Source organism: uncultured Paraglaciecola sp. (assembly GCF_937123705.1).
In the GTDB taxonomy this organism is placed as follows: domain Bacteria; phylum Pseudomonadota; class Gammaproteobacteria; order Enterobacterales; family Alteromonadaceae; genus Paraglaciecola.
In genome coordinates, this window is the sequence record NZ_CAKZKO010000004.1 from 136,610 (window position 1) to 161,115 (window position 24,506).

Here is a 24,506-nt window from a genome sequence, read left to right on the forward strand (position 1 = left end):
AATATACAGCAAAGAGACCAAGCATTTGAGTAACCTTGTAAGCAAAGAGATTGTATTAGAGCCATCGGATCATAAACGACTGTCCAGTTTATGTGGGCCACTAGATGACAATATCAAACAAATAGAGCGCCGCTTAGGTGTTGAAATCACTTACCGAAATAACGAATTTAAAGTATTGGGACAGTCGCAACAATCCAGTGGTGCGGCACAATTACTTAAATTGTTGTACATGGAAACCCAACCCATACGAGGCGAAATCCCCGATATCGAGCCTGATAAGGTGCACTTAGCCATCCAAGAAGCAAAATGCTTAGAGCAAGCCGAATCTGGTCGTTACGGTAAAGAAGTACACATCAAGACCAAACGCGGAGTCATTAAACCCCGTAACCCCAACCAGTCGCAGTATGTCACCAATATCATTAATCACGATATTAGCTTTGGTGTAGGCCCGGCCGGTACAGGTAAAACATATTTGGCCGTTGCTTGTGCAGTAGAAGCATTAGAACGCCAAGAAGTACGGCGCATATTATTAACGAGACCAGCGGTTGAAGCAGGTGAAAAACTCGGTTTTTTACCTGGTGACTTATCACAAAAAGTCGATCCTTACCTACGCCCCCTATACGACGCCTTATTTGAAATGCTTGGCTTTGAAAAAGTCGAAAAGCTTATAGAGCGCAGTGTGATTGAAGTTGCACCCTTAGCTTATATGCGTGGTCGTACCTTAAATGATGCTTTTATTATTTTGGATGAAGCCCAAAACACCACTATAGAACAAATGAAGATGTTTTTAACCCGAATCGGGTTTAATTCCCAAGCAGTGATAACAGGTGATATTACCCAAGTCGATTTACCTCGAGGTGTACGTTCAGGTTTGCGTCATAGCATTGAGGTGCTACAACAAGTAAAAGACATTTCATTCAACTTTTTCAGTGCCAGTGATGTTGTACGGCATCCCGTCGTTGGGAGAATAGTGGTGGCCTATGAAGAGTATGATAAGCAACAAGAAAAGCTACGCTTAGAAAAAAAAGCGCAACAAGCCCTTGCTAACCAAGATCAGAATTCTACAAAGTGAATCCGCTATGAGCACCATTTTAGATCTACAAATTGCCAGTGAAAATGCTGTCATTCCACAACAGCAAGATATGCAATTATGGTTAGACACCTTAATGACTTACCAACGGCTTACAAAAAAAGAAATCACTGTGCGTATTGTAGATGAAGCGGAAATTCAGCAACTCAATCAGCAATATCGCAACAAAGACCAAACAACAAATGTGTTGTCCTTCCCTTTTGAAGTGCCACAATACACTTTGCCTGATGGCGCAGAGTTAGATAATTCAATGACTAACTTTTTAGGTGACATAGTTATCTGCGCACAGGTAGTAGAACAAGAATCAAAACAGCAAAACAAACAAATAGAGCATCATTGGGCGCATATGTTAATACACGGCACCTTGCATTTATGTGGCTATGACCATATTGAACAGCAAGAAGCACAAGAAATGGAAAGCATCGAAATAGCCGTTTTACAGAAATTAGCCATTGACGACCCCTACCAAAATCATTAATGATGCTGTTAGGATCATTGATAAACGCTAACGTTTACATAATTTAACCTAAATAACGAGATCATGAGCGAAGATACCCCCCCATCTACAAGCGGTTCTGCCAACAAAGGTTGGATTGAAAAGATAGTTCAATCCTTTACGGGAGAGCCGAAAAATAAAGAAGAGTTGTTTGATGTCATTACCGATGCCGAACAACGAAAAGTCATTAACCCTCAAACCAAAGCCATGATTGAAGGGGTAATGGAAGTAAGCAAAATGCGGGTACGGGAAATAATGATCCCTAGAGCGCAAATGCGTACTATAGAAATTGATCAAAATGTAGAATCGTTTTTACCTATTCTGCTTGAATCAGCTCACTCCCGCTTTCCTGTAATAAGTGAAGACAAAGATCATATTGAAGGCATTTTGTTAGCTAAAGATTTACTCGAATATGCTTTTGTACCGGGTAAAGAATTCGAATTAAAGAATATTCTTAGACCTGCCGTCATTGTGCCCGAAAGTAAACGAGTAGATGTATTACTCAAAGAGTTTCAACAAAAGCGCTACCATATGGCCATAGTCGTTGATGAATATGGTGGGGTATCAGGTCTAGTGACCATTGAAGACATCCTAGAACTTATAGTGGGTGAAATTGAAGACGAACATGATGTAGAAGAAGACGAAAATGATGGAATCCGACCACTCAACAAATACACTTATTCGGTTAAAGCTCTCACACCACTGGAAGACTTCAATACATTTTTTGAAACCATGTTTGATGTTGAAGAAGCCGACACTATAGGCGGTATAGTGTTAAAAGCCTTCGGTCATATGCCAGAGAAAGACGAAAAAGTCAGCATTGATGGCATTAAATTTAAAGTAACCAACTCAGATAAAAGACGACTATTACAATTAAAAGTCACTTTGCCTGAATCGGAAGAATAACCCTGAGTCTTGAACAACAGATAAAGCGACTTTCGCTCACTGTTAAGCTGGCAATTGCCTGCTTATCAGGGGCGTTATTAACTTTGGCTTATGCGCCGTTTTCATTTTGGTTTGTCACTTTCATCAGCCTCACTAGTTTTATTTTATTACTCAACCAATCCATACCCAAACATGCTACAAAGCTAGGTTTGGCCTTCGGGTTAGGCTGGTTTGGCGCAGGTATTAGTTGGGTCCATGTCAGCATTGCCGACTTTGGGGGCATTCCTCTGGTTGGCTCAATGACCTTAATGTTGTTACTAAGTGCATATTTAGCCTTGTATCCCGCTATGAGCAGTTACTTGCTAACCAAGTACTTTCCCCCTAAATATTGGCCTTTGGCGTTGCCCTTTATATGGCTGTTTATCGAGTGGCTAAGAAGTTGGTTACTCACAGGCTTTCCTTGGTTGTCATTGGGTTACAGTCAGATACAAGGCCCGTTAGCAGGATGGTTTCCAATAATGGGTGAATTTGGTGTAACGGCTTTGGTCGTATTAATTTGCTGCACTCTAGCCACTGATTTAGCAAATAAAAAATGGCTTGCGAGTAGCGTGATTGTGGCCACACTTTGGCTATCAGGATCAACCTTAAATCACTATCAATGGGCAAAACCAACCGGTGAAAGCGCCAAAATAGCCATGGTGCAAGGCAATATTGAACAGGTCATTCGCTGGACACCCGAGCAAGATCAACCCACCATGAACAAGTACAAAAATATGACGGCAGATCACTGGAACAACGATGTCATCATTTGGCCAGAAGCTGCCGTGCCGCAACTTGAACCTATAGCTACAGATTATCTGACCGCAATCGATACCTTAGCAACCCAAACTCAAACTGGGTTAATCACTGGTATCGCCAACTATAATTTTGAAACAAAGCAAGCCTACAACAGTTTAATTGGTGTCGGTCAAAAACTTCAACAAGAAGGGAGTGATTCGGCTCGCGGACAATACTATTACAACCATGACAATCGATTTTCAAAACATCATCTACTGCCAATAGGCGAGTTTATTCCCTTTGAAGACTGGATACGGGGTTTAGCACCGATATTTGATTTGCCCATGTCATCTTTTAGTCGTGGTAGTTATCAACAAGCCAATTTGCAAGCAAAAGGCTATTATTTTGCCCCAGCAATTTGTTTTGAAATTGCCTTCCCTAAGCAAATCGCTGCCAATCTCTATCACAACACTAACTTTATCATTACCGTTAGCAATGATGCATGGTTTGGCGGCTCCCACGGCCCCGCCCAGCACTTAGAAATAGCCCAAGTTAGGGCCAAGGAATTTGCATTGCCAGTATTGCGTGCAACTAATAACGGCATTACGGCTTTTATTGATCATCGAGGTCACATTCAGAGCCGCCTACCTCAGTTTAAAGCTGCTGTATTGAGTGACCGCGTCCAATTAGTTAATGGACATACCCCCTATCGGGTTGTTGGTGATTGGCCAATTTGGTGCGTAACTCTAGTAATGTTAGCGTTTGCTTGGCGGATGAAAAACAAAACAAACAAAACAAACAAAACAAACAAACAAACATAGTTAGCCCACCCCATTGATCTGCGGCAACCTTATATAGCAATAAGCCAGTATAATTTGACTAATACCATTCCTGCATAGTGACGCCTTGCGCAAAAATGGCTGGGGCTTTCTGAGTGGTCACTTATTTATGGAGAATGGTATAATTATCAAACCAGTCACTGTAGGTATTAACAACACCACCTTCTATTGCTATATATAGGTAGCAATAACAGCTTATTTTTGTTTAAATCCGCGCTGGTTAGACCATTAGTAAAATAGTAATCCAACATGGGAATTATCATGTCTTCAAACACACACATTAAAAAACTACTCGCAGCGGCTATTACCACAGCTATTTATGTTAATACCGCTACCGCCGCTGAATTTTATTTCGGCGAAAACGACGATATCAGCTTGCAAATCACCTCACAGCTTTCTATAGGCTCAAGCTGGCGAATGGAAGCAGCCGACCCTAGCTATATTGGTGCCACCAATGGCGGTACCGGTTATACGGCCACCACTGACGATGGCAACCTCAACTTCGATAAGAACGATGCATTTTCGCAAATTGTTAAAGGCAGTCATGATTTCAATTTGTCTAAAGGTGACTTCGGCGCATTTGTGCGAGTTAAGTATTGGCATGACTTTGAATTGGCAGATGGCGATAGACCCCACGGTAACTCTGGTAATGGCTATACCCCGGGTGAGCCATTAAGCGATGAAGGTTTTGCCGAATTTGGTCAGTTTTCAGGGGTGAAATTGATGGATGCCTACTTATACGGTGCATTCGATATTGGTGATGCGCCTGTAGACGTGCGTTTAGGTCGTCAAGTAGTAAGTTGGGGAGAAAGCACCTTTATCCAAGGCGGGCTTAACTCAACTAACCCCTTTGATGTGAATGCTTTACGTCGCCCTGGGGCCAGCCTTAAAGAAGGTTTATTGCCAGTTGGCATGTTGTTTGTGAATGCAGGGGTCACTGAAAACCTCAGTATAGAAGCCTTCTATCAATATGAATGGGAAAAAACCCAAATTGATGGTTGTGGCACGTTTTTCTCTGGCGCCGATTTTGCGGCTGATGGCTGTAATTATGTCACTGTGGGTGCTGACAACGACCAAACAGCTGTCACTATCGGTTCAGCAGCAAAACGACTAGACGATATTGAGCCTGACGACGGCGGTCAATACGGTGTGGCGTTTCGCTATTTTGCACCTGAATTAAATGACACCGAGTTCGGTTTTTACTATATGAATATCCATTCACGACTACCCCTTATCAACGCGGTGCGTGGAAGTTGGAAAGGCATAAACCCTGCTTTACCGGTATTTCTCCCTTGGGCAAATGCGGTTGGATTAGATGCGGCTTACCCCACTTTAGCTGCAGGGGCTGCGGCGGGTGTATTAACCCCTGAACAACAAGGTCAATTTGGGGTTGCAAGTGTTCTGCAAACCACAGGTACTGATCGTGCAACTATCGATGCACTTAACCCTGGCTATAAAATTGAATTTCCTGAAGACCTAAAATATTACGGTGTAAGTTTCGCAACCAATGTTGCCGGTTTTGCCTTGTCTGGCGAAGTATCTTATAAGCCTGATACCCCTATTCAGATTAGTGGCCCAGAAATATTGAACGCAGTATTATCTGAACAACCCTTTCTTCGTTATTCAAGCCGAATTTTGGCGGTTGAGCCGGGTGAATATTCCAGAGGCTGGGATGAATTTGATGTCACCCAATTACAAATCACTGCATTGCAGTTTTTTGATAGGGTAATGGGCGCTTCTCGTTTAACCGTTATCGCAGAAGCCGGAGTAATTTTGACCGATGGAGTTGAAGACTCCAATCAAAATTATGGCCGAAACTCGGTATTTGGTTTAGGTGATTTCGATATTGGTAATGGCATAAACTGTAGCAATTTAGTGGCTTCTGGTGCTTTATCTGGTGACTGTATAGACGATGGTTATGTCACAGATACGGCTTGGGGTTACCGAGTAAGAGCACAGTTTGAATATCCAAATGCTTTTGCTGGCGTGTCGCTTTCCCCTACAATTGATTGGCAACATGATGTGTCTGGTTACTCACCTGATCCGGGCCAACAATTTAATGAAGGCGCTAGATCATTTGGTGTATCACTTGAAGCTGCATACCAACAAACGTATACCGCTTCTTTAAGCTATAAAGCCTTCAGTGGTGGTGACTACAATATTATGTCTGATAAAGACTTTGTGGCGCTAAGTATTGGCATTTCGTACTAATAGGATAAAACAATGAAAAAATTATTAACCTCGGTAAGTGTATTATGTTTGGGCCTAGCGGCTCATAATACTATGGCTAAAGTATCCCCCGAAGAAGCGGCGAAGTTGGGCACCACTTTGACTCCAATTGGTGCTGAGATGGCCGGCAATGCCGCTGGTACCATCCCAGCTTGGACAGGTGGTCTCACCAGTAAAAACTCGACGCCAAGCAAAGACTCAGGTCGTCCAGATGATCCCTTCACTGCAGATAAAATGTTATTTGAAATTAACAATAGCAACTTAGCAACTTACCAAGCTAATTTAAGTCCTGGTCAAATTGCTATGTTTAAAAAATATCCCGACTATAAAATGCCGGTTTATCAAACACGACGTACCGCTGCCTATCCTGAGAACTTATATGATGTAATCAAGAAAAATGCAGTAACAGCAGAGCTAGTACAAGGAGGCAATGGTTTAAAGGATTTCGATACTGCTATTCCTTTTCCTATCCCTCAAAATGCGAGTGAAGTAATTTGGAATCACATTACCCGTTTTCGTGGGGGCACAGGAAAACGTATTTTTACGGCGATCCCGGTACAAGCAGATGGTTCATTTGTGCCAGTAAAAATGCATGATCAATTGGTTTGGCCTGAATTTCTTGAAGGTGGCAGAGATGCCAAGAAAGATGCCAACATACTGTTTTACTACCTTCAGGTTATTACTGCTCCCGCTCGTTTAACAGGTACGGCACTACTAGTACACGAAACCATAGATCAAGTTAAAGAAGCTCGAAAAGCATGGGTTTATAACTCAGGGCAACGTCGGGTACGCCGCGCGCCAAATGTATCTTATGATGGACCTGCAGCAGGAACTGATGGTTTAAGAGCCACAGACAACTATGATATGTATAACGGTGCGCCAGACAGATACAACTGGAAATTAATTGGCAAGAAAGAAATGTATATCCCGTACAATTCTTATAAATTGTTAAATACCGATATTAGCTACGATGACGCAGTGCAAGCGGGCCACCTAAATGCTAACCACCTTCGTTATGAACTTCATCGAGTGTGGGAAGTAGAAGCCACTTTAGCCGAAGGCGAGCGTCATATCTATGCTAAGCGAACTTTCTTTATTGATGAAGATACGTGGGGCGCGTCGGTAATTGACCACTATGACGGTCGAAACGAACTATGGCGTATGTCTGAAGCTCAAAATGTGATGTTTTATGATATCGATACCCCGTGGATGGTGGCAGAAACACTGCACGATCTAAACTCTGGACGTTACCTAGTTACAGGTCTAAGTAATGAAGAGCCAAACTTTATGATTTGGGGTGGCAAAGAAAAACGTAAAGCGTTTACTTCTTCAGCCCTGAGACGACTCAGTCGCTAAATCAAACTACACCAAAAAGGCTGAATATTTTCAGCCTTTTTTTATGCCAATCCTATAAGTTTCAACTTAAGTCACTGGATCCCCGATCAAAACACCTCGGGGATGACGAAGTGAAGCTAAGGGGTGACGAAATGGAGCTAGGGATGACGAAATCGAGCTAGGAGATGATTAACGGCAAACGGTATGGGATAACAAAAAGCCTAGAAAATAACTTTCTAGGCTTTTCATTTTAACCTGTAATTTAGGTCAACTTATACCTTGCTAGGTACGCACTAGTCGTTGGCTCGCTACTTTTCAGTAGGATTTCTGCCAATTCTTAATGCCCAAGCCAAAGCAGGAATGAGGGTTAAGGCACCAAACATATTCAGTAAGAACATAAAGGTTAGCAATAATCCCATATCAGCTTGGAATTTAATGGGTGAGAACACCCAAGTAGCCACGCTAATGGCTAACGTAATGCCAGTGAATGCAACTGCTCTACCCGTTTGATTGAGTGCATACAGATATGTTTCGTAAAGAGACTTTTGCTCAGCTAATGCTTCTCTAACCTTACTAAAGATATAAATACCATAGTCCACCCCAATACCTACACCTAGTGCGATTACGGGTAAGGTAGCCACTTTAACGCCAATGCCCAAAATAGCCATAAGCGCTTGGCTCAATATGGAGGTTAACACCAGAGGCACCACTATGCTGATCACAGTGCGCACCGATCTAAAGGTAATTAAACACAAGGCAATGACCACAGAATACACCCATATCAACATTTCGGTTTGGGCTTCTTCTATCACCATATTGGTGGCGGATTCAATGCCAGCGTTACCAGCAGCCATCAAAAACTCTATGCCTTGAGGCGGATTTTCCGCAATAAAGTCATTCACTGCGTCAACAACACCTTGTAACGTGTCGGCCTTATGATCATTCAGGAATACTAAAATCGGCGCCATACTACAGTCTTGGTTGATTAAGCCAGGAGGTACTTTAGCTAAAGATGCGTTAGTCACAAACTGGTTACGATTTAATCCAAACCATTTCATCGATCCTTCGTTCATAGCAAAAATACCGAATTTGGACACATCGGCAATAGATTTAACGTCTTGTACCCCTGGAGTATTTCTAATGTTCCATTGAAACTGATCCATCCAAACTAAGTTATCATACTTAATGCACTGCTCTTGCGCAGTTTTGGCCATGACCACAAATACATCGGTACTGGTACTGTAGTTTTCGACTATATAAGCATTGTCTAAGTTGTAAACCGAATCAGGTCGTAATTCAGGTGCGCCTGCATCGAGATCGCCAATCTTCATAAATTGCGAAAAATACAAGCCAAAGACAAAGAGCATAGAACCAATAGCTAGGGCTATTTTTGCCATAGGTGGCTTAGAGAAATTAGCAAAAAAGCTTTCTACAAGAGAGATATGATCCAAAGATTTGCGGGCATGCTCTATTCCTTTTTGAGTGACACCAAGGTAGCTCATGATAATTGGCAAGGCTATCAAGTTGGTCACTATGATCACTGCCACCCCAATACTGGCGGCAATGGCGAGTTCTTGAATAACACCAATATCAATGACCATTAAAGTAGTAAATCCAATTGCGTCACTTACCAAGGCAGTCATACCGGCAACATACAATGAACGAAACGCTAACTTGGCTGAGTCAATTTTGTTATGACCAATTACCCCATGATAAATAATCGAGTTGATAATTTGCACCCCATGGCTAACACCAATGGCAAACACTAAAAACGGCACCAACATTGAGTAAGGGTTAATTCCAAACCCTAGCAAATTAAGAATACCAAGCTGGCAGATCACCGCGAAAATAGAAAAGAACAACACAGCTATGGTGCTTTTTATACATCGAGAATACAAAAATAGCAGTACAAAAGTGATGATGACAGCAATGCCAAAAAAGATAACCACTTGCAAGGCACCATCAATCAAATCCCCTACTACTTTTGCAAAACCTACGATCCTAATTTTTATAGTATCTGTTTGATATTTGTTTCTGATTTCTGACTCTAATTGACTGGATAATTGCCGATAATCTAAAGGCAATCCTGTATCAGGATTAACATCTTGCAATGGTGCCAAAATCATAGCTGACTTAAAGTTATTACCTACTAGCACCCCTACTTGCCCAGACTTAAGGGTGTTGGTTTGTAACAGTTTTAACGATGCTGGTGAGCCATCGTAATCGTCGGGAATAACCGCTCCCCCGACAAAACCTTCTTCTGTGACTTCTGACCACCTCACATTAGGTGTCCATAATGATTTGAGTTCATTTCTGTTAACCCCAGGAACAAAAAACACTTCGTCTGTTACTTGCTTTAGTATTTCCTGAAACTCAGGATCGAATATGTCACCTTGGGTGTTCTCAACCACAACACGAACAACATTACCCAGCCCTGAGAGTTCTTTTCGATAGGTCAAAAAGTTATTAATAAACTCATGTTGACCAGGGATCATTTTGGTGAAACTGGCCTCAGGCTTAACCTGTACCGACTGAATCGATAAAAATACAAATAAAACGCTGATAATGCTTAGCACTGCAACACGTTTGTGGAACAAAATATTTTCAATTATTAGTGCAAATTTTGATGGAGAGTTTTCCATAAATACCCTTATTTAACCAACCAAGTAGTCATGCCAAATTGACCGGCTAAAACTAAACTATTATCACCAACAAGCACCGAAGAAAAAGCGGCATTCGATGGATGCTGATGAAGACTCAAGTTTGTTATGTCACTTACCTTAAACCTAACAATCATCCCCCCATGACCAACTAAACTAACTGTCATATCATCGGCAATCACGCCTCCCAGCAAGCTAGCACTACTGCCTATATTGGCAGCCTCCCAAGACAAGCCATTATCCCTTGAAAGCATAAAGTTGCCTTGTAAACCATAGGCGACTAAGGTGTTTTGTTTAGTGGCAATACCAAATAAACTACCATCATAAGGCAACTCCATGGCGTCCCAAGATTGCCCGTTATCTTGGGAAGAAAATCCCAAACCACTCTCCCCTACTATGTACATAAAACCATTGTCGCCGGTGACGATAGCATTTAAATGAAATTGTTCGGGGTTATCAACTTGATCATCAATAAGCTGCCAAGTACTGCCTAAATCAGTGCTGGTAAGTAGTGTTCCGTAGGCACCCACTGCAAAAAGTTGCTTATTGTTACTAACAGCGATAGATAACAAAGGTTTGTTAGGGCCATCTTCTAACTCTAACTTGGCGTCCTCTAGGTTAAACTCAAGATCTTCAATGGTATACTCAAGCTCTTCAATTTCGTCTTCATCGGTCAATACATCGACCTGCTCTTGGAGGGTGGCAATTTTTTGCTGAATAAAAGCTATCTTTAGCTGAGTTAATTGATTGCCATCAAAAATCTTTTGCCATGTATCACTGTGAGGCGCACTTTTCAAAATAACCGAATCGTGTCCTACCGCAAACCTAGTGCCATCTTCTAAACTGGTCACATCGGTTAACATTAAGCTAACCGGCACACTTTGCTGTTGCCAATTATTTCTATCGGTCCATGCTAAAATATGCCCGCGTTCTCCCACCGCCATAATCTTATCTTGAGATCTGTGAATACTGGTAACAATACTCTTGTCGGCTAGATCACTTTGCAGCGACGGGATCTGTAATAAATCAAATTGTCCTTGGGCGTTTACGCTTGCGACCATGCCACAAAGCAAAAACGTCAATAATATACTGCTGTTTCTCATACTCTTATTCTTATCCTGTGAATCACATGCTAAGTATCGAATATTCCAAGGCAAACTGGTAGAGGTAATAGCTTAAAAGAAGGGGTTTTCTGGAATTGTTCATTAATTATTGGATTTCAAGCATGTAAAAAATCACTATTTCATTCAATGGTTTAATTAATTGCGATTGACCACTAAAAAGGCAATAAAAAACCCGGCTACTAGGGCCGGGTTTTACAATGACTATTTTGGAATAAAATTCCAATTAGCTTGCGCGTTGCCTATCTTAGAATGATAAACGAGCACCTAGATAAAGTCTTCTAGGCTGAACCCACTCAATACCTTCACCAAACGCATATATACCATCGCCTGCTTGAATATCTTGTTCACGAACTACAGCTTGATCATCCAAAACGTTGAACATATCTAAGAAAAATTCTGCTTTGAATTGCTCAAAATCATGCACATATTTAACCCTAACATCTAAGGTTCCATATGAAGGACTCGTATTAGCTGCTACAACACCTTCTTGCACCCATCTATAATTAATTCCCCCAAAATCATAGGCTTCGTCTTCACGTAGTGGGAAATGACGGCTACCACGAACATAGTTAGTGCTGTAAAGCGTACCAGAGTTCCAGTTGTATACAGCCCCTACTTCAATACCATTATCAAAGTAATATGTACCAGCCACTTTTGCTAGCTTTTTGATATTACCCGGTTGATCACCCCACATATTAGGTGCGGCAGGATCAAGCTCAAGTACATCACCTTGATAATCTGCGTTGCCATCAGAGTTAGAGTTACCTTGCGCATCATTATAAGTAAATGAGGCTAACATTGACCAATTATCAGTACGGCGCTTACGAAAAGCCAATTCAACACCTTGATACTCACGTTTCGCTCCGGCTAACGTACCAATAACAAAGTTTGAGTTTGGTGCAGAATCATAACCAAAATATGAATAAGGTAAATAAAATGGTGAAGCGACTAAAGCAGCATTGTCTGGATCTGAGAAGGTACCAAGATCATAATCTTCCATAATGTCTTTAGTCACACGATTAGTATAAGTAATCTCAAGGCTCATATCGTCAAATAAGGCTTGTGAATAACCTAACAAGATTTCGTCTGTATAAGGTGTTTTGATATTTGGTACAAAATAAGCATCTTGTCCACCTTTTGAACCACCTCGAGTTCTAAATGTTAACCAACGATCACCAGCATAAACTTGCTCTTCACGTACCGGCCCAGTCAAGTTACCTGCAAAGTTGGTCATGTCAGTGCGAATAGGATCATAATAACGACCAAAGAATGCAAATACCTTACTTGCACCATCATTATTTATATCCCATGCGGCGCTCAATCGAGGTGCAATTTCCCAATCGAAAGTATGGATATTGTCACCGGCAGAAGAAATATGTTCATATTTTTCAGCACGTAAACCAAGATTTACAGACACACCGTTATCATTGCTCCATTGATCTTGAACAAAGAACACTTGACCGTCAACAGACATTTGAACCGGTGAAGTTTGAGTCATATCAATACGAAATACATTATATAAACCATCGGGATTTCCCTCTGTACTATCAAATGTCATCGCATCTAACTCTGTACGACTAATCTCACCATCATTATCTGAATCTAACAAACCTAAATAGTATGCACTATCGGATGTCATCATTTCATCTAAAATACCGTTAACATCGCTATCAGAATCGGAAATATCCGTTGTACCAGTCCACTCATCGGTAGTATAACTACCAAATGTAGTCCCTGCATTTTGCGCAGGTATAGAAGTGTATTGTGCACCATCACCAGTATATTCTAAACTTGTTTTATAGACGCTTTCAGTTTTCGAATAACCTGTTTTAATAACATGAGAGCCAAAATCAGTATCTAGATAGTATTCCGCAGAAACTTTTATCTCGGTGCTATCACGATTAGAAAGTGAATTAGAACCTCTGCCCCCTAACGATAAATCACGACCAGTGGGGTTTCCGCCTAGATAAGCAACATCATTTCTTGTACTTTGATCCGCTGCCAAGTCAGATAGCTCGCCTTCATGAGAAGCATATTCAGCTGTAACAATTAAATCATCCCAAGAGTGAGAGTACTCTAAATGTATATTATCTCCCCCTTGTTTTCTTGCTCTATCACGGTTGTTAAAAGTCGAAGCTGAGGATGAACCGCTTATATCAGTTGGATCATTAAAATAAGAAACAACAAAACGATCATTATCCGTAGCTTGCCAGGTTATTTTAGCAAAACCTAAGTCTGACTCATCCTTGATAGTTCTTTGTAATTCACCCGTTTCAGGATCAGCAACGTCTTCTTCTCGATTTTTAATTTGAAAAGACGAAAAAAACCACAATTTATCTTTGATAATTGGGCCGCCCAATGTAAAAGCAGTATCATAGGTAGAAAAACTATTAGACTCTTCATGTTCATTATCTGACACTAACCCATCATTCTGTGTGTAATAGTTAATTGAACCATGAAACTCATTACTACCTGACTTCGTTATCACGCGAGAGACTAAACCCGCCCCACCAGCATATTCAGCCGCTATACCACCAGTCAGTATTCTTTGTTCCTGAATAATTTCTGAGTTAAAATTGGCCCCAAATGTACCGGTGTTATTATCAGTAACATTAATATTATCAATGTAATAAATATTGTCTGAAGATGAACCTACGGTACCGCCAGTGTCTGAGTAGTTAACCCCTGATTTAGAAGACGGGTTACCACCTGTTGACGGTTTAGTTCCCGGAGCTAACTGCAAGTATGCTTGATAATTACGAGCCGTTGGTAACGACTCAATCATATCCAAGGTGAGATCAATACCAGCACTAGTAGAACTGGTATCTATAGCAGCAAATTGACGCCCAGAAACCACAATAGTTTCCATATCACTGCTAGTCATTGCATAACTTAAGTTTAAGCTTTTGCCTGTTACTACTCGAACATTATTCGCACTAAAAGGTTGATAACCTTCACCACCAATCGAAACTTCATACTTATTTGATGGGTCTAAACCGATTAAACGAACATTACCTTCACTATCCGAAACACCTTCTTTAGTGATCAAACTCTCTGGTGATTGTACTTTAACAACGGCACCAGCTACGGCATTACCATTAGCATCGGTTACTCTAATTTTTAGACCACCGCTATCGGCAGCATATGCCGATGCGGACAAGCCTAAAGACGCAGCAACAGCCAAAGCTGTTACACTTTTTCTTAATAAAGACATGTGTATTCTCCCTGGGTCACTAATTATTAGTGATTTCGTTTGTGTTGCTTTTGCAACTTTTTGTTAGCGAGCTAGTGAAACTCGCACCGAAGATGATAACAGAAATAATGCTTAAGGTCAAGCAAGTCTCAGAAGCTGAGACACATTAAAAGTCGAAAATCCGGTAAAAAAAAGATGCGAGTAGTAACAATTTCTTTACGTCATTAACATTACTAGTTTCGTTAACTGTTTTTCGATTGCTGTAAACCATGAAAATAGGACTCTTCAGAATATAATGATTAGGGAAATTTTTACGTCATAAGGAAACATTTCTTTAACTTTATTCACACATTTCAGAACTTAGTTATTTTTCATATTTCAGTGCGTTTCTTTAATTATTCGCAAAATGATAGTTATACAAGAATTAGAACCTGTTATTTTTCCATTCCAATTGCTTCAATCAGTATAAAGAAGTGACCTCTCATTGTATTTTTAAATCAACGTTTATAGGCGTATTGACACTTAAATGAAATGGTATTAAACGAAGAGATAAAGATTACAATATTCTAGAAAAAGGTCTATCAGCAGAAATGGAGAACTTTTACAAAAGTTCAAGGAAGAACCGGAGTTAACATTATGTTTATTGACAGAGCAATTAGAAATACTAGTGATTTTATGCCAATTGCTATTATTAGTTGAATTTAAGTAACAAAAAAGGACGGTGTTCACATCTCTTACTTATGAAAATGCCGCTCATCTTTGATGAACGGCATTAAGTTAAAATAGAACTAACTCAAATAGAACTGAATTAGAAACTATAACGTGCAGTCAAACGAACTTGACGTGGTGTTTGCCATGCAACTGGCACACCGAAGTCAGGGTTACGCTCGGTACGAGTGAAGTCACCTGTTTCGTCATACTGAGTCACTTTATTTAGGTTGAATACGTTGCTGATATCCATGCGCATAGTCAAACCTTCTGCCCAGTTTGGCTGATAGCCGAAACCAAGATCCATATTATACAACCATGGCGTGCGACCAAATGAACCTTTAGGAGCAAGTTGAGGTGTTCCATTCTCATCCAAACAATTAAATGCAGAAGCACCATAACCTTCTAGGTTACCGGCATCAACTTCACTTAAACCGTCAAGACTGATAAAACCGTTACAGTTAATTGGACGACCAGATTGAATTAACAAGCTAGCCGACATGCTGAACTCTTCAGTCAATTGGTAGTTACCAAATAACTTGAAAGTATGACGACGGTCATTCGGACTAGGGCCATCGGCACCTTCCATAAAGCGAGCGTGGTCAAAGTCTTGCGTTAAACCAGGATCCGCTTGCTCTAATGAAGAGTTTACATAACCTTCAGCATTACCTTCAGTTTTAGCTAAAGTATACGAACCTTGAATGTATAAACCGTCAGAAGCAGCCTTTTCCCAGAACAATTCAACTGCTTTATAATCACGGCTGTACTGCGGCAATTCAAAGTATGAATTTGGAATGGTAGTAGTGACATAGTTACCGTCATTTTCTAAATCAAGAGCGAAAGTAAAGTCTTTGCCTGGGTTAACAAACATACAACCCGCTAATGAATGATAGTCGAAGTTCTCATAACCATTATCTGCAGCCCAATCGATAAAGCCCTGATAAGAACAGTAATCGTCCATACCGTCTTGAACCTTACGGAAGATACCACGAACACCAGCAGACCAATCTTCAGACAATTCAGCCTGATAACCGACAATCAACTCATCTTGGTGCATAGGATTCAAGTTTTGATCGGCAATAGTCGCAGAATTTGGCGACGTAGACGCACCATTTACACGAGTCGGACCAATTTGAGCGCCAAGAGTTACAGGTGCTGCAGTAACTGCATCGATGCCAGTATATTCGAAGTATTTAACATCAAAATACTCAATGCCTGAAGCACGAATATTGGAGTTAGATGCTACTGGAATATAATAACGACCTAAGTTAGCAAATACTTTCTTAGTTGAATCACCGTCGACATCCCAAGAGAAACCTAAGCGCGGGGCAACTAGGCTATCAGCTTCGATAAACACTTCACCTTCACCATTATAATTAGAGAAAGTTTCATTACGTAGACCTAAGTACAACATCACGTTGTCAGTCACTTGCCAGTTATCTTCAATATAAAACGCAGTATTTTCTACTTCAAATGATGAAGAAGCGGCACCACGATTCCAAGTACGAACGTAAGTATCACCTGGACTTAACGTATGGTCCATCCCACTATTAACTACACCGCTATCGCCAACAGTGAAGTAACGGTAGTAGATACCACCTGTATAATCATAGCCTTGAGAAGCAGACTCATATGTCTCATGGTCATAACCTACACGGAAAGTGTGGTCACCTATAGCATATTCTGCATCAAAACGGAATGCATCACGAGTATCTTCATCTGGACCAAAACTTTGGTCAGGAATAGTGGTTTGAGCTTCGCTCCAGCAACCCATGTAATCTACGCCGCCGGTACGTGAATCAAATACACGTGGACATTCGGCGCCAGGTAGTATACCTGGAGTACGGGCATTTATTAAGTTAGTAGAGTGGCCGTATAAAGCGGAAATAGAAAGGTTATCTGTAATATGACCAGTGTATTTAGCAATTAATACTTTGCCGCCGTTAGTTTCAGTATATTCTGCATCGGTAATACCGTGAGTACCAGTATAAGCACCTTCTTCATTACGATAAGTGACGTAATCAGTATCTAGTTCATTAGAGATACCCGTAAATTCTAAGCTGTGGTTATCAGAGATGTTCCAATCTAATTTAACTAAGAACTGTGGAGAAGACTCACTTACAGAAGTACTGTCTACTCGATCATAATCATCAATCTTATCATCTCGGCCTTCAACCATAGCATAGAAGAATAGTTTATCTTCGATGATAGGTCCGCTTACCCAAGCATTGTAAGAAAGGTTACTAAAAGTATTGTCACTGTTATAAACGTGATAAGCATGTGCCGCATCTTGAGTTTCATCACGAGTTACGGAGTTACTTCTAGGTTCAGCAAGCATTTCAGGAGTAGAGTAAAGTGCACCGCCTGCCTTCCACTCGTTAGAACCAGATTTTGTTACTAAGTTGATAACTCCACCTAGTGCGCGGCCATACTCTGCACCGTAACCGCCAGTTTTAACTTGTTGCTGAGCAATAGCATCAAAAGGTAAATCAGCGAATGACAAGAAGGTACGAATATTAGTTACATCAAAACCGTTAATGTAGTATCCGTTTTCTGCAACTGATGAACCACCGAATGAAGCTAATTTACCGTCACCGAAGCCATCATCACCTCGAGTTGTTCCCGGCGCTAATAAAGCTACCTCAGAAATATTTCGATCTACTGGCAACATTTGAAGTTGCTCTTGGGTAAATACGGTAGTCGATTCAACTGAAGAGGTATCGATTGCCGATATACGCGAACCACGTACTTCAATACGTTCTGAGCCGTCTCCGAATTCGACAGCAGAGCCGGTTCCGATAGAAACAGTAATTTCATAACTTTCTGCGCCATTCGTAACTTTATACTTACCTACTGGTAATTGTGAAAAGTTAAAACGACGTGAGTCAGAAACAGTTACAGAACGTTTCATGCCTGTTGCAATACTTTTGATAGTAACAGTTTGGCCTTCAACAGCGTGACCATAAATTGAACCTGATGAATTGTCTGCAAATACTGGTGAAGACAATCCGACTGCAGCAGCTACAGCTAAAGCTGCAACGCTTTTCTTAAATGTGTACATGTATATTCTCCCTGGATCATTAATTTTGAAATAACCAATGATTAGTTTTTGTCGCTTATACGACTTTATATTAACGAGTTAGTGAGACTCGTGGCCGCGTAATATACAGTAATAAAAAGAAGGGTCAACAAAGCGGTTAGTAGAGTTTGGGGGAAAATCAAGTCTATTTATGTAAACAAATCATTCATAAGTAACATTTTATTTACAAATAATTCCGCTAATTATTTGTTTACTATGTAAAAAACTAAACCGTTAAGCTTTTCACAAGGGTATTAAGCATGTTTTTAAAGAAGCTGTTTTGGCAGTAAAAAAATCTATATTTTTTTACTTTTTATGGAAAGAACGGCTTTAAAAGAGCGAAAGAACAGCCTATTTTTCGCTCTTTTAAAGAGATATAAAATTCTCAACACCGCCTATTTACGTAGCTCTCGGCGTAATAATTTACCCACAGTTGACTTAGGAAGCTCTTCCATAAACACCACTTGCTTGGGTACTTTGTAGGCCGTTAATAATTTTTTGCAGTGCATAATAATATCGGTTTCTGACACCTCGGATTTAACCGTTATATAGGCACAGACTTTTTCGCCAGTTTTGTCGTCTGGCTCACCAATAACCGCTGCTTCTAATATAGCTTCATGTTGACAGAGTGCATCTTCAATTTCATTTGGGTACACATTAAAGCCCGAGACAATTATCATGTCTTTTAATCGGTCAACAATTTTAATTGAGCCATCGTCCAAACGAACGCCTACATCGCCTGTTTTTAAAAATCCGTTTTTGCTTATCACTTTGGCTGTTTCGTCAGGCATATTCCAATACCCTGCCATCACTTGAGGCCCTTTCACCACTATTTGGCCTTCTTCTACTATTTTGTCGTTATCATCCCATAGTTGAATTTCGGTGCCTGCTACAGGTGTGCCCACAGTCCCCAGTCGTTCTTTTCCTGGTTGGTTAAAACAAACCACTGGCGAGGTTTCAGACAGGCCATAACCTTCCGAGATTGAACAACCAGTAGTATTTTTCCACATTTCAACTGCATTAGTGGTTAACGCTGTACCGCCCGAAATAGTAATTTTTAGCTTCGAAAAGTCCAGCACCTTGAATCCAGGATGCATACACAATCCCACAAATAGCGTGTTAATGCCGGCTAAACCTGTAAAATTAAAAGGTTGAATCGCCTGTACAAAGGCATCCATATCCCGCGGATTAGGAATAAGTATGTTTAGGTTGCCATTAGTGGTAAACACCAACATATTCACGCTAAAAGCATAGATATGATATAACGGCAAAGGACACACAAAAATTTCCTCACCTTCGTTACAACCATCTGCAAGGCGTAGTCGGGTTTGCTCGGCATTTGCCATTAGGTTGCTATGGGTTAAGCAAGCCCCTTTTGACACACCAGTAGTACCGCCAGTGTATTGCAGCACGGCATTGTCATGAATATTGTTTGGCGGCCTAGGTGCCAACGTGGCATCACAGTAGTCTGATAATATTTGATTCAAGGCAATGCAGCCATTAGGTGCATTCATATCACCGGTTAACAAATCAGCTGCAGCGGTTGTCACCACCAGCTCTATGTCGGTTTGCGCTTTGATCTCGTTTAGTTTTGGTAATAAATCGCTCAACAAAATAATGGCTTTGGCCCCAGAGTCTTTAAATTGATGCTGCATTTCTCTGGGGGTATATAGAGGATTGGTATTGACTATAACCAAGCCTGCTCGAAACGCGGCATAGGCGGCAATAGGATATTGGTTTAAGTTAGGCAGTTGGATGACTATACGATCCCCCACAGACAGGTTTGGTTGCTGCTGCAACCAACAAGCGAGTGCCTTAGACTTAGCATCAATCTGTGCGAAACTAAGGGTTTGTCCTAAACAGGAAAATGCGGGGTTATCTGCGTACTTTTGTAAACTATGCTCGATAAGATCGGCAATATTATCAAACTCTAATTTAATCATGGTGTTGGTCATAGTTTTTCTTCTTATTTAGTCAAGCCAATAACATTGCCAACGGAAAAACTTTCCCCAAAACCGCTAGGGGTTCAGCAATATAGCTATGCTCAGTTTAAAAGTGGCATGTTGAGAATCAGTTGAAAACTTACTGTAGCAGGATTAAATAAAAAACTTTAGCAAAATCAATTAAAGAATGGTGTGTGGGATGCCATGATGTTTTTGGATAGATGCACATAAAAAAAGCAGGAAAGATTATCATCACTCCTGCTTTTCGCTATTTCTCAACAATGTCAATCAGCTTATGGGTCTAAATATACTCTACCGCGCTAATTTCAAATTCAATCTTGCCTTTAGGGGTTTGAATATTCACAACATCATCCAGTGACTTACCTACTAAACCGCGGGCGATAGGAGAGCCAACAGAAATTAAATTGTTCTTAATATCCGCTTCATCCTGACCCACTATGCGATAGGTGGTTTCCTCGTCGGTTTCTAAGTTGATAATGGTTACTGTAGTACCAAATATCACCTTGCCGGTATTAGGCATTTTGGTGACATCAATAATTTGAATATTAGACAATTTACCTTCAATATCTTGAATACGGCCTTCACAGAAGCTTTGTTGCTCCCGTGCGGCATGGTATTCGGCGTTTTCTTTTAAATCGCCATGTTCTCTTGCTTCAGCAATAGACTTTACAATTTGTGGTCTTTTAACTGATTTTAAATCCTTCAACTCTGCACGGAGCATATCTGCTCCTTTAGCTGTCATTGGATATTGGGTCATATCAACAACTCTCTTTTTTGTTATCTAATTCAAAGTAATGGGTATCAAATACAACTTTTCAATAACGAGACAAACTAAGGCTAGCCTATCCCATCATTGTCAATCTTAGTGAATACGTGTATGCAGTGCTTGTACCGATGTAGCTCGTGCTCTATCGTCAGCTTTATTCGCATTAACTGTAGCAAAAGCCGCGTTCATAGTGGTGGTATATACGACCTTGTTCAATAATGCTTCTTTGCGAATATACACCGAGTCATCAATGGCTTGGCGTCCTTCAGTGGTATTCACAATGTAGCAATATTCGTTATTTTTTATCGCATCGACTATGTTTGGTCGTCCTTCGCTAAGTTTATTTACGACACTACAGGCCACGCCTGCATTATTTAATACTGTCGCGGTACCTTTAGTAGCTTCTAAGGAAAATCCCTTAGATATCATAGTTTGACCAAGTTCAATCACACGATTTTTATCGTTTAACCTAACCGACAACAAAGCTTTGCCACCCACAGGAATAGGCTGACTGGCCCCTAAATTAGCTTTTGCATAGGCTTCTTCAAAGCTATCGCCAACCCCCATGACTTCGCCTGTTGAACGCATTTCAGGCCCAAGCAAGGGATCCACGCCTTGAAACTTAGCAAAAGGCAACACCACTTCTTTAACCGAATAAAAAGGCGGAATAATTTCTTTAGTGACGCCTTGCGAAGCAAGAGATTGCCCCGCCATGGCTCTGGCACCAATTTTTGCTATGGCCATGCCAGTGGCTTTAGAAACAAAAGGCACAGTGCGGGCAGCACGAGGGTTTACCTCAATCAAATACACTTGGCCGTCTTTTACCGCAAACTGAGTATTCATTAGCCCTATCACCCCGAGTTCTAGTGCCATTGCTTTAACTTGTTGGCGCATCACATCTTGTACTTCAGGGCTGAGTGAATAAGGAGGTATTGAACAGGCTGAATCACCCGAGTGCACCCCTGCTTGTTCAATGTGTTCCATAATGCCGCCAATGACCACTTCAGTGCCGTCACAGATAGCATCAACATCGACTTCTATTGCATCATCTAAAAACCTGTCTAACAACACTGGAGAGTCGTTAGAAACTTCAACCGCATTTTTTAGGTAACGTTTAAGATCGTTTTTGTCGTATACGATTTCCATGGCGCGGCCACCTAGAACATAAGAGGGTCGCACCACCAATGGAAAACCGATTTTATCTGCAGCAACCAGAGCTTGTTCTAAATTTCTAACTGTGGCATTGGCTGGTTGTTTCAGATCGAGTTTGTTCACCATTTTTTGGAAACGTTCCCGGTCTTCTGCTTTATCAATGGCATCGGGTGATGTGCCAATAATAGGGACTCCTGCAGCTTCTAAGGCTCGCGCTAGTTTTAATGGGGTTTGACCACCATATTGCACTATCACACCTTTTGGCTGCTCGATGCGTACAATCTCTAACACGTCTTCTAAAGTAACAGACTCAAAATATAATCGGTCAGAGGTATCGTAATCGGTAGACACGGTTTCTGGATTACAATTCACCATAATGGTCTCGTATCCATCTTCACGCAGCGCAAGGGCTGCATGTACGCAGCAATAATCAAACTCAATACCCTGACCTATACGATTTGGCCCGCCGCCTAGCACCATGATTTTATCTTGACTCGTAGGATTAGCTTCACACTCTTCATCGTATGTGGAATACATATAAGCGGTATCAGATGAGAATTCAGCGGCGCAAGTATCCACACGTTTGTAAACCGGATGAATATCAAAGCCACGACGCACTTCTCGCACATCGGCTTCATCAACACCTGTTAACTGGGCAATTCTCGAGTCGGCAAACCCTTTACGCTTAAGAATAGTCATCAATTCTGCATCAATGACAGATAAACCAGATTGTTGTATTTGTTGCTCTAAAATAATCAACTCTTCAATCTGCACTAAATACCATCTGTCGATATTAGTAAGTTCGAATATTTCATCTACCGACATGCCCATACGCATGGCATCGGCAATATACCAAATACGCTCTGCCCCTGGCTCGCGCAATTCTCGGATAATTTTACTCTTGGCCTCTGGCGCTGCGATATCAATAATAGAATCAAAGCCATTTACACCCACTTCTAAGCCTCTCAAGGCTTTTTGCAATGATTCTTGTTGATTACGACCAATTGCCATCACCTCACCCACAGATTTCATTTGCGTGGTTAAACGGTCGTTAGCACCGGCAAATTTTTCAAAGTTAAAACGGGGAATTTTAGTCACGACATAATCAATAGTCGGCTCGAACGAAGCTGGTGTAAGTCCACCGGTAATATCGTTAGCTAATTCATCAAGGGTGTAACCTATAGCCAATTTAGCCGCCACTTTAGCGATAGGAAAACCCGTGGCTTTGGAAGCCAAAGCAGAAGAGCGCGAGACCCTTGGGTTCATCTCAATAATCACTAGGCGTCCGGTCTTTGGATCCACACCAAACTGCACGTTAGAACCGCCAGTTTCAACGCCAATTTCACGTAGCACAGCAATAGCCGCATTACGCATAATTTGAAATTCTTTGTCGGTTAGGGTTTGTGCTGGCGCAACGGTAATAGAGTCACCAGTATGGACGCCCATAGGGTCAATATTTTCTATGGTACAGACAATGATGACGTTATCAGCTTTGTCTCTAACCACTTCCATTTCATATTCTTTCCAGCCAATAAGTGACTCGTCAATCAACAATTCACTAGTAGGTGATAAATCGAGACCGCGACGGCATATTTCTTCAAATTCTTGCTTGTTATAAGCAATACCACCACCTGAACCACCCATAGTAAAAGACGGGCGAATAATACAAGGGAACCCAATGCGCGTACTGACATCAAAGGCTTGTTCTATAGTGTGCGCAATCTCAGCACGAGGACAAGCCAAACCAATAGACTTCATGGCTTTATCAAAACGCTCTCTGTCTTCGGCTTTATCGATAGCATCGGCGGTGGCACCGATCATTTCCACACCAAACTCAGCTAACACCCCGTGTTTATTTAAATCAAGGGCGCAGTTTAAGGCCGTTTGTCCACCCATAGTAGGCAGTACCGCATCAGGACGTTCTTTTTCAATGATTTTTCTCACTACTTCCCAATGGATAGGCTCGATATAGGTGGCATCGGCCATTTCAGGATCTGTCATGATAGTGGCGGGGTTTGAGTTAACCAAGATCACCCGATAACCTTCTTCGCGCAGCGCTTTACAAGCTTGTGCGCCTGAATAGTCAAATTCGCACGCTTGGCCTATTACAATAGGGCCGGCGCCTAAAATCAAGATGCTTTTTATGTCGCTACGTTTTGGCATGTCACTAATTACTCTACTAATACTGGTACTTTAAAAGGTGCGTACT

13 protein-coding genes are annotated in these 24,506 nt (G+C 41.3%); 6 read left to right on the plus strand and 7 right to left on the minus strand.

The features are described 5' to 3' along the window. The first annotated feature begins 25 nt into the window (after positions 1–25). The 6 genes from Q0688_RS00810 (at position 26) to Q0688_RS00835 (ending at position 7,672) form a co-directional block, all read left to right on the plus strand. Positions 26–1,072 carry a PhoH family protein gene (locus Q0688_RS00810; protein ID WP_299071792.1) on the plus strand — a complete coding sequence of 349 codons (1,047 nt, stop codon included), beginning with the start codon at positions 26–28 and terminating at the stop codon, positions 1,070–1,072. 7 nt (positions 1,073–1,079) lie between these two features. Continuing rightward, positions 1,080–1,568 carry an rRNA maturation RNase YbeY gene (ybeY, locus tag Q0688_RS00815; RefSeq protein ID WP_299071795.1) on the plus strand — a complete coding sequence of 163 codons (489 nt, stop codon included), beginning with the start codon at positions 1,080–1,082 and terminating at the stop codon, positions 1,566–1,568. Positions 1,569–1,631: 63 nt separating this feature from the next. Continuing rightward, positions 1,632–2,492: an HlyC/CorC family transporter gene (locus Q0688_RS00820; protein ID WP_299071798.1), complete on the plus strand. Its 861-nt coding sequence runs from the start codon at positions 1,632–1,634 to the stop codon at positions 2,490–2,492. A gap of 20 nt (positions 2,493–2,512) precedes the next feature. Then, a complete protein-coding gene (gene lnt, locus Q0688_RS00825) occupies positions 2,513–4,069 on the plus strand; it encodes an apolipoprotein N-acyltransferase (RefSeq protein ID WP_299071868.1) in 1,557 nt (518 codons plus the stop codon). Positions 4,070–4,348: 279 nt separating this feature from the next. Continuing rightward, positions 4,349–6,298 carry a DUF1302 domain-containing protein gene (locus Q0688_RS00830; protein ID WP_299071801.1) on the plus strand — a complete coding sequence of 650 codons (1,950 nt, stop codon included), beginning with the start codon at positions 4,349–4,351 and terminating at the stop codon, positions 6,296–6,298. Positions 6,299–6,310: 12 nt separating this feature from the next. Beyond that, complete coding sequence (locus tag Q0688_RS00835) at positions 6,311–7,672, plus strand: DUF1329 domain-containing protein (protein ID WP_299071804.1); 1,362 nt, start codon at positions 6,311–6,313, stop codon at positions 7,670–7,672. A gap of 287 nt (positions 7,673–7,959) precedes the next feature. On the opposite strand, the gene Q0688_RS00840 is transcribed toward Q0688_RS00835, so the two are convergent. The 7 genes from Q0688_RS00840 to carB all read right to left on the minus strand — a co-directional run bounded on the left by Q0688_RS00840 (position 7,960) and on the right by carB (position 24,460). Continuing rightward, positions 7,960–10,293, minus strand: coding sequence for an MMPL family transporter (locus tag Q0688_RS00840; RefSeq protein WP_299071807.1), 2,334 nt, complete (start codon positions 10,291–10,293; stop codon positions 7,960–7,962). A gap of 8 nt (positions 10,294–10,301) precedes the next feature. Further along, positions 10,302–11,414 carry a YCF48-related protein gene (locus Q0688_RS00845; RefSeq protein ID WP_299071810.1) on the minus strand — a complete coding sequence of 371 codons (1,113 nt, stop codon included), beginning with the start codon at positions 11,412–11,414 and terminating at the stop codon, positions 10,302–10,304. 265 nt (positions 11,415–11,679) lie between these two features. Then, on the minus strand, positions 11,680–14,649 hold the full coding sequence (locus tag Q0688_RS00850) for a carboxypeptidase regulatory-like domain-containing protein (protein ID WP_299071813.1): 2,970 nt from the start codon (positions 14,647–14,649) through the stop codon (positions 11,680–11,682). 787 nt (positions 14,650–15,436) lie between these two features. Further along, positions 15,437–18,397, minus strand: coding sequence for a TonB-dependent receptor (locus tag Q0688_RS00855; protein ID WP_299071816.1), 2,961 nt, complete (start codon positions 18,395–18,397; stop codon positions 15,437–15,439). Positions 18,398–18,810: 413 nt separating this feature from the next. Then, the gene (locus tag Q0688_RS00860; protein ID WP_299071818.1) at positions 18,811–20,370 is read right to left on the minus strand and encodes an AMP-binding protein; all 1,560 of its coding nucleotides are present in this window, start codon (positions 20,368–20,370) and stop codon (positions 18,811–18,813) included. 289 nt (positions 20,371–20,659) lie between these two features. After that, the gene (gene greA / locus Q0688_RS00865) at positions 20,660–21,136 is read right to left on the minus strand and encodes a transcription elongation factor GreA (RefSeq protein WP_299071820.1); all 477 of its coding nucleotides are present in this window, start codon (positions 21,134–21,136) and stop codon (positions 20,660–20,662) included. Between the two features lie 105 nt (positions 21,137–21,241). Then, positions 21,242–24,460, minus strand: coding sequence for a carbamoyl-phosphate synthase large subunit (gene carB / locus Q0688_RS00870; RefSeq protein WP_299071822.1), 3,219 nt, complete (start codon positions 24,458–24,460; stop codon positions 21,242–21,244). Positions 24,461–24,506 lie beyond the last annotated feature (46 nt).

What these genes read in the sequence shown, in the direction of transcription:
- Q0688_RS00840 (WP_299071807.1), bottom strand. Translation starts at nt 10,293, where the DNA reads ATGGAAAACTCTCCATCAAAATTTGCACTAATAATTGAAAATATTTTG.
- Q0688_RS00830 (WP_299071801.1), top strand. Translation starts at nt 4,349, where the DNA reads ATGTCTTCAAACACACACATTAAAAAACTACTCGCAGCGGCTATTACC.
- Q0688_RS00850 (WP_299071813.1), bottom strand. Translation starts at nt 14,649, where the DNA reads ATGTCTTTATTAAGAAAAAGTGTAACAGCTTTGGCTGTTGCTGCGTCT.
- ybeY (WP_299071795.1), top strand. Translation starts at nt 1,080, where the DNA reads ATGAGCACCATTTTAGATCTACAAATTGCCAGTGAAAATGCTGTCATT.
- Q0688_RS00860 (WP_299071818.1), bottom strand. Translation starts at nt 20,370, where the DNA reads ATGACCAACACCATGATTAAATTAGAGTTTGATAATATTGCCGATCTT.
- Q0688_RS00845 (WP_299071810.1), bottom strand. Translation starts at nt 11,414, where the DNA reads ATGAGAAACAGCAGTATATTATTGACGTTTTTGCTTTGTGGCATGGTC.
- Q0688_RS00835 (WP_299071804.1), top strand. Translation starts at nt 6,311, where the DNA reads ATGAAAAAATTATTAACCTCGGTAAGTGTATTATGTTTGGGCCTAGCG.
- carB (WP_299071822.1), bottom strand. Translation starts at nt 24,460, where the DNA reads ATGCCAAAACGTAGCGACATAAAAAGCATCTTGATTTTAGGCGCCGGC.
- Q0688_RS00820 (WP_299071798.1), top strand. Translation starts at nt 1,632, where the DNA reads ATGAGCGAAGATACCCCCCCATCTACAAGCGGTTCTGCCAACAAAGGT.
- Q0688_RS00855 (WP_299071816.1), bottom strand. Translation starts at nt 18,397, where the DNA reads ATGTACACATTTAAGAAAAGCGTTGCAGCTTTAGCTGTAGCTGCTGCA.
- greA (WP_299071820.1), bottom strand. Translation starts at nt 21,136, where the DNA reads ATGACCCAATATCCAATGACAGCTAAAGGAGCAGATATGCTCCGTGCA.